Here is an 11,165-nt window from a genome sequence, read left to right on the forward strand (position 1 = left end):
AACGAGCGCCTTTATAAAAAACGACAGGCCTTGGTAGAACATCCTTATGGCACATTAAAAAGGCAATGGGGATTTGACCATATTATGACCAAAAAAGGAATAAAAGCAGCCAGTGCAGATTTAGGGCTAATGATGTTAGCTTATAACTTGAAAAGGATCTTGAAGTTAATTAAGCAGAAGAAATTGTGCTTCACCAATGTCAAAACCGCTATTTATCACCTAGAAATGCAACTAGCACTCATTTTAAACTGTTTTTACGCCCCTAAAAATCATTTTCAAAAAATATTGACTCCTCGATAAATTTCATAAAAATCAGAAAAATAGTATTTTTAAGAGCATTAATTGGTAGTTTTGAGACTGACTGCCGTTGTAGGTAATGCTGACGAAAAACAAGATATGAAAAAAATAATTCTTCCTTTTTTAGTTTTAATATCATTATTTGCCCATTCACAATCAAATACGCAAATTGAAATTGACACCTTAGAAGTGAATTTTGATATTAAAAATATTGTTGAAGTAAACTCACTCGTACCTCAAATAAAAGGTGGAATAAATTCTGTAGCTCAAAAGAAAATCAATGATGACATTAAAAAACATTTTGAATACACCCCTTTCAACGATAGCACATACGTTAACAAATTGCACAACTACTATGAAATAGATTCCATTCAACTGAATTACGGATCTAATGAAGAATATAGGGACGGGATAACGGAAAACTTTACCGTAGAATACGCATCAAATAATATTTTAAACATTTCTATCTTTTCACAAATCTACCCTTATCTTGGGAGACCGCAATTCTTTTTCAAAAGCCTTATTTATAATTTAAACACAGGGGATAAACTTATTTTTGATGATTTCTTTTCAATTCCAACAGATACGCTAAAAAACACCCTTAACTCAGAAGGATATTATATCTTTTGGGATAATGATGCTCAGAAATTGAAAAAAGAAAAATTGAAAGAATTAGTTTGGGTAGATAATATTTGCCCTGAGTTTTATTTCAACTACATCGAAGACGAATTATATTTGATGATAAGACCAACGTGCTTAGGCCCTGCATTAATTGATTATGGTATTCCTCTAAAAACACTAAAGCAATTTGTGGAACATTTTGAATTTAAAAATAAACTTCAATTATGGGGAACGGACATTAATTCACTCATTGGTCAAGATAGAGTACAATTTGGAAAAAAAATTGTTTTTGAAGATTATCCCATACAATATATTGGAGGTTATTTATTGCCAATAGACAATTTTAACAACTCATTTGGAATTCAAGAATATTCTTCTTCAGACAAACGGATTTTATTGTTCTTTAAAAGTATAGATACTCATCAAGAAATTATTATCGATATTTTAGAAATTGACAACAGCGAATTAGAAAATAGAATCCTAACCGAATATTGTATAACCAAAAATGGATTAGAAACAGAAATCATTGCACTTGTAAACCCGACAGAAACTGAATTTCATACCAAAATAATAAAAGCGTGGAGAGCTAACCGAAAGACAGGAAAATTTGAATACGTGAACGAACGAAAAATTGAAAAATGTCCTAATCATAGCTACGGATTATGAAAAAACTATTTTATATATTGCTGCTATTATCAATAGTGGGTTGCAGTGTACGAAAACACCAGTTAAATACAAATGATTTTTCTAACCCATCAATATATGATTTTGGAATAACTAAAAAGGCTGAATCTCTACGAGCAACTTTTGTTTTAAGAAATACATTCGATAATCCCATAAATTTATACAAAGTAACAACAAGTTGTAAATGCGTTCAAGCTGAATTAAACAAAACCAAATTAAAACCTGATGAATCTACCAAGGTGAATGTTACATTTAATACAGAGGGATTAAAAGGATTACAAAAAAAAGTAATCACAATTGAAACTGACAACCCACATAATAAATATTTGCAATTTTACATCAAAACGGAAATCATTGACTGATCGGATATTAAAACGCGGATAAAAAAGCACTACCTACAATCGAGTGGATGGCTCCGCCTTCAAATGACGGAGTGCACCCCTCACACCACCGTACGTGCGGGTCTCGCATACGGCGGTTCAATAATGAAACTCATCGGTTATAATATTCGATTAAACTAACATAACCCTTCAACTTTAATCGTTTTACGGTTATAGTGGTACGCAAAATAGGGCTCTGGGCTACTGCCCAACCTCCCATTCTGGTACGACTCCAGGCATAGGCTTGATCTGGATTTACACCCAATCGGATAAGATTTTTCCGTTTTCGTTCGGGCTTTTTCTCCCGAAGCTTCGGGACCAGATGCAGTACCGTAAACGGTTTCTTAGCCATTCTTCCAGCTTTTTAAGCTTTCCTTGAATGGATGCTGGTTTGAAGTAATTTATCCAGCCCCGCAGTAGCAGGTTGATCCGTTGGATACGTTCTTCAAAATTGGCAGGAATCGTCTTTTTGGTTAGATGTTTAAGTTTTGCCTTAAATTCTTTCCATTTCGATAATCCAGCCACCAGTTGATATTTGCCTTTTTCCCCTTTCTTGTAGGTTGGTACAAAACCAAACCCCAATACTTGGAAATCTAAAGGTTTACGTATACCACTCTTCTCCCTGTTTATGGGAAGCTGGAGCTTGTCCCGCAAGAATTTGTAGATACTGTTGCCTACTCGTTTTGCAGCTTTCTTACTCTTGACGTAAATACTGAAATCATCGGCATATCTTACATAACGATGTCCACGTTTTTCCAGTTCTTTATCCAGCTCGTTGAGCAGGATATTGGAAAGCAGCGGACTTAAAGGAGAGCCTTGTGGCACCCCTTTTCTGCGTTTATGTAGTTTACCGTCAATCAGTATTGGCGCTCTAAGAAATGAACGCAACAGTTTCATCGATGGCTTGCATTTTACCTTTTTATAAATCAACTCCAAAAGAATATAGTGTTCCACTTCATCAAAGAAACTCTTTAAGTCGATATCCACTATGTACTGATAACCGGAGTTAATATTTTCAAGGCTCTGTGCAACAGCCCCGTGGGCGTTGCGCGTTGGCCTGAACCCATAACTATGCTTCTGAAAGCTTGGCTCAAATACAGGTTGCAAAACTTGTTGCAGTGCTTGTTGAAATACCCTGTCTACAACGGTGGGAATACCGAGTAATCGCTTCTTCCCATTGCTTTTTGGTATTTCAACACCCAGTATTGGAGATACCTGATAGGACTCCCTTTCTATCTGTTGGATGTATCGCTTACCGTGCGTTTGTAGAATGGATTTCAGTTCTATTACTTGAACTGCATCTACTCCTGCTGCTCCTTTATTGCGGTACACCCGTCGATAGGCAGCATTTAGGTTCTTTTTACTTGTTAATTGTTTAATCATAAATCATTACAATCGATTCGCTGTCCCGCTTAATCAAGGGCTACTATCTTACTGGAACACTATCCGCAAGCGTAAGATTGCTCCCTCGTTTATTGAGGACCATTATCGTTCAGTCCTTCACCAACCTATCAGGCGGCTGGCTACTACGACCTCGGCTGACTTCTCCATATAGTTACACGTAACTTTAGAGACCTCCCCAGGTAAGAACATCTTCTTTCCCCTGATTCCTGCCAGATCTACTACTTCGGTGTTCATTTCGAAAGAAATGTTTAGGACATCACAATGATGTGCTTGCTCATCCAACCTTGTAGCCTCATATCTGGTTCCTGCCTGGTTTATCCTGAGCGAAGCCGAAGGGTCAGTACCAGGGTTTGTAGTCCTGCTTCCTTCACTTCCTGTCTCGCGACAGACAAGCTTGCAGCTTACTAATGGTTCAAGGCGTTACCCCTGCCCATAAGGGACTTGCACCCTATAGATTAATATCATATCTTCGATATAATAAAGATGCCCATGCTGGGCACACACAATAGCTATAAGCAATTGGAGTTTAGGTGATTAAATGAAAAAAAGTGTATAAAATAAAGGTAAGTGCTAAACTAAAAAGTTAGGGTAAAAAATCCCCAACTGCTCATAGCCAGACCGTTGGCAACAAGCTGTGAAATTCGTGAAAGCAAGAAAATTAGAGGTTTAAATTGATAATTTTGTATCTTTGATAAAAAGCTAATAAAATGGATTTACAAACAAGAAAATTAGAACTTATTCAAGAGTTTTTAAAGATTCAAAGTGAAGATGTAATTTCACGTCTTGAAAAAATCCTTAGAAAAGAAAACAAGAATTTTAATAATGATGATTTTAAACCAATGACAATAGAGGAGTTTAATTCTCGAATTGACAAATCTATGGAAGATTCAATAAATGATCGACTAATAGAATCTAGCGAATTAAAAGCCAAGATTGATAAATGGAATTAAAATTATTTTGGACTGATTTTTCTCAAAATGAACTTGAAAAAATTTATCAATATCATCGAGAAAAAGCAGGAATTCGAATAGCAAAAAAACTCGTTAACGGTATTTTTAATGAAACTTTAAAATTAAAAAAGCAACCAGAAATTGGACAAGCCGAAGAACTTCTTAAAAACAGAAATCAAGGGTTTAGATATCTAATCTACAAAAACTATAAAGTCATTTATTGGATTAACAAGGAAGAGAATAGAATTGAAATAAATGATGTTTTTGATACTCGCCAAAATCCAATAAAAATAGGACGAAAAAAATAAAAGCCCGTTGCCAATCGAGTGGATGGCTCCGCCTTCAAATGACGGAGTGCACCCCTCACACCACCGTACGTGCGGGTCTCGCATACGGCGGTTCACAACCCATCTTTCCAATCGTTCTTTACACCCATTGAAACTATTCTATACTTTATGAATAGGCTACAGATTTTCTTGGGAATCGGTCACCTAATTAATGAAAATCAATGCTCCCATTCTAATTTTTGGAATGACTGCGTTCGGTACTTCCCCACCCGTGAGACCTATGCAGTTTTCTGCACCTTGATTCCTGCCAGATCTACTGCTCTGGTTTCCATTTCAAAAGAAATGTTTAGGACATCACAATGATGTGCTTGCTCATCCAACCTTGTAGCCTCATATCTGGTTCCTGTTCGTCAGTACCAGGGTTTGTAGTCCTGCTTCCTTCACTTCCTGTCTCGCAACAGACAAGCTTGCAGCTTACTAATGGTTCAAGGCGTCGCCCCTGCCCATAAGGGACTTGCACCCTATAGATTAATATCATATCTTCGATATGATAAAGATGCCCATGCTGGGCACACACAACGTATAACACACATTATAACGATGTGTTATACTAAACTGAATCATATTTAATTTTCCTTAGCTCAACCGAATTTTTCCTGCATTCATTGTTTTGTTCTTGAACAAGAAATAGCAACAAAATACTTTTGCTTCATCAAACTTTAAAATTTAAAAAGATGAACAGAGAATTGGTATTTCTAAGAGCTTTTGCGGTTGCTACTGTTGTAGGGGTTACATTTATTGCATCAACGGCATTCAAAAAATCAGGTAACCAAAAATTTAGTGAAATAGATGTGGAGCGCATCAACATTGTAGAAAAAGACGGTACCATAAAAATGGTTATTACCAACGTGGAACGTTTTCCGAACGGTACAGACATAATCAATGGTAGACCAACTAATGAGGGCAGAAAAAAGCGTTCAGGGATGTTGTTTTTCAATGAAGATGGCATTGAATGTGGTGGATTTATCTATGATGGACAAAAAACTGAAAACGGACATTCTTCTGGTCTTTCATTAACATATGACCAATATGATGGAGATCAGGTAATGCAACTGCTTACTCAGGATGTAGGTCAAGGCGATAATAGATTTGTGAGTAGTACACTGGCTTTTAACGATAGACCAAGTAAAGAATCACAAATAAAAACGGCAGAAATTATGAAGGAATTGGAGGAACTTCGCAAAAAAGATCCAAAAGCAATGCAGGAAAAATACAAAGAATATGAAGCCCAAGGTTTGTTGGGTGGCGTTCCCCGAGTGATGCTCGGCAAATCCAGAAGCCAGAACAACGGTCTGTTTCTTTTTGATGATAAAGGAATGCCAAGAGCAATGTTTTATGTGGACAAAGAAAATAATGCAAAATTAGATTTCTTTGATGATAAAGGAAACACCATTGCATCTTTCCCTGAAAAGACAAAATAGGCAAATTAATATTAAGACATTAAAATGGCTGTATCACTGGAGACAGCCTTTTTTTGTAGATTGCAACATTAAAATCAGATGAAAAACTTCATTCAAAAAATATATCAAAACCGTTATTTCCTATTGTTCATTTTGCTATTTGCTTATGTACAATCCATTTACATACGCATCATCCTAAGGAAGCAAATCAATGCTTATACATTTACACCCGATGCGGCTTTAGCTTCATTAATAGGCTCAGGGTTTTTGTTTTTAATTATACTCTTTTTTATCAAGAAGTGGAACAAATCTGAAACGTTTAGTCCCAAGTTATTATTTAAAATTTTTGGAGCCTCACTTTTTGTTTATTTACTCGCCACAAACACATTAGGGCTGAGTATTGCTTTACTGTTTGGTAATGTCGAGAGAAATTTTAATCAAGAAACATTCTCCCTATCGCTATTTTCTAAATTTTTAGACAGTCTTATTTATGGGGGTTTTTTTCTTGCTTATTATTACTATCTAATCCATAAAAAAACAGCAAAAAAAATAGCAATTTACAATAAAGCGATGACGGAAAGTAAAGTCAATCAATTAAAAGCACAACTCAATCCTCACTTTTTGTTTAATAACCTGAATGTTCTGGATCAACTTATAGAGGAGGATAAAGACAAAGCATCTGATTTTCTGAATGAATTTGCAGAAATTTATCGTTATGTTTTACAGTCGACCGATAAAGAATTAATCCGTATTGAAGACGAAATTGATTTTGCCAAGCAATATTTTAAGCTTATTAAGCATAAATACCATAACGCTTATCAACTGCAAATCGAGTGCAAAAGCATAATAGGTTTTGTGGTTCCGATGACCTTACAATTGCTTCTTGAAAATGCTGTTAAACACAATCTGGGAACAGAAAAAAATCCTATTTGTATTCATATAAAAATTGATAAAATTATCTCTGTTTCCAACAATATAAATCTAAAACTAAACAGCAAGCCCAAATCAGAAAGAGCATTAAAAAACCTGAAAGAACAATATAGATTACTTTCTGAAAAACCGATACAAATTTATCAAACAGAAAATGATTTTTCGGTTGAAATTCCTATTATCCACAATTAAAACGTATGACAAAAATACTTATCATAGAAGACGAAATTCCAGCAAGGAATAAATTGAAACGTTTTATTAAAGAATTAGATACGTCAAATGAAATCATAGCAGAGTTGGACACGGTACAATCTGCTGTTGAATTTTTGAAACAGTATCAACCCGACCTTATTTTTTCAGACATTGAATTGCTGGACGGTAATGCTTTTGAAATTTATAGTCAGATTCCCGTTAGCTGCCCTATTATTTTTACTACGGCATATGACCAATTTTGGATGAATGCATTTGAAGAGAACGGAATTGATTATTTGCTAAAGCCCTTTCCCAAAGTACGCTTTCAAAGGGCTTGGAATAAATTTCTGTGGTATAAAGACACGTCTTCAGATGCAAGTCATCAATTTCAGATGTTAACAAAAATTATTCAGCAAAATTTTCAGAATAAAGCATACAAAAAACGTTTTACCGTTCATAAAAATACAAGTATTTATTTCTTAGAAACGGAAGACATTGTTCTATTTGAAGCAGATGAAGGGGTGATTTTTACATATGATAAAAAAGGTAATAAACATTTACTCTCCAAGCTGACTTTGACAGAAATAGAGAAGCAACTCGACCCAATCGATTTTTTTAGAATAAATCGGAGTGAACTAATCCAAAAAAACTATATTGAGAAAATAGAACGTTACAACAAAAATTCACTTGCAATAAAACTAAAAGGATATAACAATTATGTAAAAACAAGCCAAAACCAAACCGCATTGTTTAGAGAATGGATGGAAAAATAAGAGCGACCGCACAACATCCGTTTTGCGTAATGGCCGGTCAAGTGCAAAACTGAAACTTCGGTAATTCTATTCCGCCACTACGCAAAGCCGCAAAACGTTGTATTCAATTATTAAAACAACATTTTTCTTTGAATTGATAAAAAATGACCCTTCATTTGATACTATCAAATGATAGTATCAAATAAAACCACCATACGAGATTACTCCTACTATTCTAAAATCCCCCGCTGCTACGCACTTGCATCACGTTCTTCTAACCTTTTAAACCAGAGCAGCCTGGCCGGGGGAATGTTGACCCTTCTAAATTTTATCCCCAATAACCGAGTTAGGCTTTAACCCGTACAGAATTGTATTAAAAGAGTATATTTGGGTTGATATAACGAGTTGGCACCAATATCAACCAACAATCCTAATGACACAAAATTTCGAAGACAGATTTTCATTATCAAGTAGAATTAGAAGAATTGCAGCATTTCTGATTGACCACTTCACAATGACTTTCTTAATAGTTGCTATTTCATTTTTATCACTCGGAACAGGTTTTTTTGATGAGGACAATGTTGGTAACGTAATGGTCAGAATTCTACCTACAATGCTAATTGGCTTTATCCTATATTTCGCAAAAGATTCTATAAAAGGTGTCGGCCCAGGGAAATGGATTATGGGAATTATGGTTCGTGATGAAAATAATCACACTGAAATTCCATCTATTGGCAGACTATTTATTCGGAATCTACTAATAATTATCTGGCCAATTGAATTTATAGCACTTGCAGTAAGTCAAGATAAGAAAAGGCTTGGTGATAAAATCGCAAAAACATCCGTTTTAAAAAATCCAAAAAAATTAAATGTCTTGCCAAGGGTTTTAGCATTGGGCGGAATTGGAATGACATATTTTATATTCATTTTTGTTTTTGTTTTTGCTTCAATGAAAAGTTCGGATGCCTACAAAACAGCAATTAGTGAAATAGAACAAAATCAAGAAATTATAACTGATGTAGGCGGAATAAAAAAATACGGAATGTTTCCAACTGGCGGAGTTAGTGTCAAAAGTGGTTACGGCGAAGCAAATTTGGAAATAAAGGTTATCGGAAATGAAAAAGAAATAAGTGTTAATGCTTATTTGACAAAAGAACCAAATGAAGAATGGAAATTAGTAGAACTGATTAAATAAATACTGGTGCCAATAACTAAGCGTTCCCCAATGAAAAATCGGGGCAAGCTGTGTGGTCGGTACAGCCTGTCCCGACTTCTTTTTTCGGGAGCCTAACATGAACGCCGTGTTGACTAACCCGGCTGTTTGTCGGTTGGTACTATGGGGATTAATCTATTGCTGTGCTGCTCTTTTAGAGATGATTAGCCACATGTCTTTTCTTAGCGGTAGACTTAGGATACCCAAAAAGCTTATAAATTGCACCTCTTTGCGTATTGATTGGTTTATTGGTATCACTTTATGCGGTTTTTCTTGATTTTGGGGTGTAGCATTCTATTACGTCTTGAAGAGTCGTTTTTTATTATCATTTAATTTTGTTTTTTAAGTCGTTCAATCCAATATTCTGGTGGCCCACGTGCGGTAAAAACGTAGAGGGTCACTAGTTTCCCTTTTTTACATAAAGGGCTAAAGTACTCCAAGTGAAAGACTCATCCATCAATCCGATAGAGGTTTTCAATACTGTAACCCTAAATACACCCAATTTGCTGAAAAAAATAATATTGTTATGAGTATGACCGAACAGTATGATCCCTTTGAAACGCAGTTGCAACGCGAATTAACAAAACCCTTAAATATGAATATGGACTAAAACAAACGATTAAAAACACCGAATTAGCGCAGAATATGACTGCATAAGCAGTGTATATTTACAATAACCTAAGAACACATTTTAGCCTGGATTTAAGAAAGCCAGCTGAAGTCCACAAAAATCCAACGATCAAATACAGATCATATCGATAAAATAATGTAAATCTATCTGAACTTACTATCTAAAAGTAGTAGATAATCAACCAAAAAAAACCGTAAAAAAGGTCAACCTATTTCAGTATAATGCAGTTGGTATTTTGATATTATCAATTCAAACAATACTATTGCTGAATTTAATGCATTGTCCAATGAAGAAAAGGCGAATTTTTGGGTTATCAAATACAATATATTTGAAGAAAATTCCCAACTTTCCGATGAACAAATGCAGTATTTGAATATTTTATCTAGTTTTGTTCACGACGCCCATCTTAATCAAAACTACAATGAATATGAATTTAGTGTATTGAATAAACACATTCTTGCGGTGTTCGAGCCTAATCAAGTAATCGACTTAATATATTACCTCGACACCCCGTCATTAGGTGTCGAACCCAATGCGTGCTTTTGGTGCAATGAAATTTCCAATCCAGGACCTTGTGAAATAAAAGAAAGGCCTCAAGGCGGTTATTACCTGGCAAGAAATGCCACGGTCAAAAAATATCGTTTTGGCATTGCTATGGGAGGAGGTTCAGTTGAAGTTCCTTGCACTTGGCAAGAATGGGTCGCAGAAGGATAAATATTTTGAATGAACATAACCTCTCGGATATATTGTCGGAGAGGTTAAAAATTTTTTAATTATGAACAAATATTTTTTATTGGTTTTTCTGTTTCTTTTATTAACGTTCAACTTGGTAAGCGCGCAAAAGCACTATTATTTTGTTTCCAATAATGATTTTGACACCATCTCCAATTACAAACTTAAAGTATACAACCAAACCGACCCAATAATATATCTTCCTGGAAAAAATAATGCGCTTGACCTGAGCCTAGAAAAGATTGAAAAAGCCGACTCCATTGTTTTGTATTTTGATTATTGGTATCAAGAAAAAATTCCTAAAAGAAAATTTGATAAAAATCTAATTTATATAAATAAGCAATTGTATTTGGAGGAAGTGGTAGTGGAAAAAAAAGAAACTAAGACAATAGGCACATTTAATAAAAATATTAAAGGCATAAACACGTAAAATTCTCGTGGCGATATAGTGAGTTTCGAATTAAAACAACCCATAGAGATTGAAAGTTTCAGCATTTTAATTCACAAAAATAAAGTTGAAAATTCGGTATTTGTACCAGTTTTGTTTTTAGCGGATAGTCTTTATGATCCCAACAAAATATATGTATATCCTAAAGGAAAACTGCTCACCCTCAAAGATAAATTCAGGAAAG

13 protein-coding genes and 1 pseudogene are annotated in these 11,165 nt (G+C 34.9%); 12 read left to right on the forward strand and 2 right to left on the reverse strand.

Going from position 1 to position 11,165, the window contains the following annotated elements; translation table 11 throughout:
• The 3 genes and pseudogenes from ACFSQ0_RS07985 to ACFSQ0_RS07995 all read left to right on the forward strand — a co-directional run.
• A pseudogene (locus ACFSQ0_RS07985) lies at nt 1-300 on the forward strand (IS1182 family transposase); the annotation flags it as partial.
• 96 nt (nt 301-396) lie between these two features.
• Nucleotides 397-1,584 carry a hypothetical protein gene (locus ACFSQ0_RS07990; protein WP_379046660.1) on the forward strand — a complete coding sequence of 396 codons (1,188 nt, stop codon included), beginning with the start codon at nt 397-399 and terminating at the stop codon, nt 1,582-1,584.
• Nucleotides 1,581-1,964, forward strand: coding sequence for a DUF1573 domain-containing protein (locus ACFSQ0_RS07995; protein WP_379046663.1), 384 nt, complete (start codon nt 1,581-1,583; stop codon nt 1,962-1,964). The genes ACFSQ0_RS07990 and ACFSQ0_RS07995 overlap by 4 nt, the downstream gene beginning before the upstream one ends.
• Nucleotides 1,965-2,094: 130 nt before the next feature.
• Here the strand turns inward: ACFSQ0_RS07995 and ACFSQ0_RS12640 are convergent, their stop codons facing one another.
• Complete coding sequence (locus ACFSQ0_RS12640) at nt 2,095-2,247, reverse strand: hypothetical protein (protein WP_379046315.1); 153 nt, start codon at nt 2,245-2,247, stop codon at nt 2,095-2,097.
• Complete coding sequence (ltrA, locus tag ACFSQ0_RS08000; RefSeq protein WP_449288682.1) at nt 2,238-3,365, reverse strand: group II intron reverse transcriptase/maturase; 1,128 nt, start codon at nt 3,363-3,365, stop codon at nt 2,238-2,240. Before ltrA ends, ACFSQ0_RS12640 begins: the two co-directional genes overlap by 10 nt.
• Nucleotides 3,366-4,093: 728 nt before the next feature.
• Here ltrA and ACFSQ0_RS08005 point away from each other — a divergent pair.
• The 9 genes from ACFSQ0_RS08005 to ACFSQ0_RS08045 all read left to right on the forward strand — a co-directional run.
• Entirely contained in the window at nt 4,094-4,336 is a 243-nt protein-coding gene (locus tag ACFSQ0_RS08005) for a hypothetical protein (RefSeq protein ID WP_379046666.1), read from the forward strand.
• Nucleotides 4,327-4,644: a type II toxin-antitoxin system RelE/ParE family toxin gene (locus tag ACFSQ0_RS08010; RefSeq protein ID WP_379046669.1), complete on the forward strand. Its 318-nt coding sequence runs from the start codon at nt 4,327-4,329 to the stop codon at nt 4,642-4,644. Before ACFSQ0_RS08005 ends, ACFSQ0_RS08010 begins: the two co-directional genes overlap by 10 nt.
• Nucleotides 4,645-5,357: 713 nt before the next feature.
• The gene (locus ACFSQ0_RS08015) at nt 5,358-6,104 is read left to right on the forward strand and encodes a hypothetical protein (protein ID WP_379046671.1); all 747 of its coding nucleotides are present in this window, start codon (nt 5,358-5,360) and stop codon (nt 6,102-6,104) included.
• A gap of 78 nt (nt 6,105-6,182) precedes the next feature.
• Nucleotides 6,183-7,205, forward strand: a complete 1,023-nt coding sequence (locus ACFSQ0_RS08020) for a sensor histidine kinase (RefSeq protein ID WP_379046674.1) — start codon at nt 6,183-6,185, stop codon at nt 7,203-7,205.
• Nucleotides 7,206-7,210: 5 nt separating this feature from the next.
• Nucleotides 7,211-7,978, forward strand: a complete 768-nt coding sequence (locus ACFSQ0_RS08025; RefSeq protein ID WP_379046677.1) for a LytR/AlgR family response regulator transcription factor — start codon at nt 7,211-7,213, stop codon at nt 7,976-7,978.
• Nucleotides 7,979-8,390: 412 nt separating this feature from the next.
• Nucleotides 8,391-9,152, forward strand: a complete 762-nt coding sequence (locus ACFSQ0_RS08030; RefSeq protein ID WP_379046680.1) for an RDD family protein — start codon at nt 8,391-8,393, stop codon at nt 9,150-9,152.
• A 928-nt stretch (nt 9,153-10,080) separates the two neighbouring features.
• The gene (locus ACFSQ0_RS08035; RefSeq protein ID WP_379046683.1) at nt 10,081-10,515 is read left to right on the forward strand and encodes a hypothetical protein; all 435 of its coding nucleotides are present in this window, start codon (nt 10,081-10,083) and stop codon (nt 10,513-10,515) included.
• 61 nt (nt 10,516-10,576) lie between these two features.
• Nucleotides 10,577-10,963, forward strand: coding sequence for a hypothetical protein (locus ACFSQ0_RS08040; protein WP_379046686.1), 387 nt, complete (start codon nt 10,577-10,579; stop codon nt 10,961-10,963).
• Between the two features lie 18 nt (nt 10,964-10,981).
• Nucleotides 10,982-11,165 (forward strand): hypothetical protein (locus ACFSQ0_RS08045; protein WP_379046689.1); only part of this gene is annotated, 184 nt, incomplete at its 3' end.

The organism is Mesonia sediminis (assembly GCF_042684705.1).
GTDB lineage: Bacteria > Bacteroidota > Bacteroidia > Flavobacteriales > Flavobacteriaceae > Mesonia > Mesonia sediminis.

What these genes read in the sequence shown, in the direction of transcription:
- ACFSQ0_RS07990 (WP_379046660.1), top strand. Translation starts at nt 397, where the DNA reads ATGAAAAAAATAATTCTTCCTTTTTTAGTTTTAATATCATTATTTGCC.
- ACFSQ0_RS07995 (WP_379046663.1), top strand. Translation starts at nt 1,581, where the DNA reads ATGAAAAAACTATTTTATATATTGCTGCTATTATCAATAGTGGGTTGC.
- ltrA (WP_449288682.1), bottom strand. Translation starts at nt 3,365, where the DNA reads ATGATTAAACAATTAACAAGTAAAAAGAACCTAAATGCTGCCTATCGA.
- ACFSQ0_RS08005 (WP_379046666.1), top strand. Translation starts at nt 4,094, where the DNA reads ATGGATTTACAAACAAGAAAATTAGAACTTATTCAAGAGTTTTTAAAG.
- ACFSQ0_RS08010 (WP_379046669.1), top strand. Translation starts at nt 4,327, where the DNA reads ATGGAATTAAAATTATTTTGGACTGATTTTTCTCAAAATGAACTTGAA.
- ACFSQ0_RS08015 (WP_379046671.1), top strand. Translation starts at nt 5,358, where the DNA reads ATGAACAGAGAATTGGTATTTCTAAGAGCTTTTGCGGTTGCTACTGTT.
- ACFSQ0_RS08020 (WP_379046674.1), top strand. Translation starts at nt 6,183, where the DNA reads ATGAAAAACTTCATTCAAAAAATATATCAAAACCGTTATTTCCTATTG.
- ACFSQ0_RS08025 (WP_379046677.1), top strand. Translation starts at nt 7,211, where the DNA reads ATGACAAAAATACTTATCATAGAAGACGAAATTCCAGCAAGGAATAAA.
- ACFSQ0_RS08030 (WP_379046680.1), top strand. Translation starts at nt 8,391, where the DNA reads ATGACACAAAATTTCGAAGACAGATTTTCATTATCAAGTAGAATTAGA.
- ACFSQ0_RS08040 (WP_379046686.1), top strand. Translation starts at nt 10,577, where the DNA reads ATGAACAAATATTTTTTATTGGTTTTTCTGTTTCTTTTATTAACGTTC.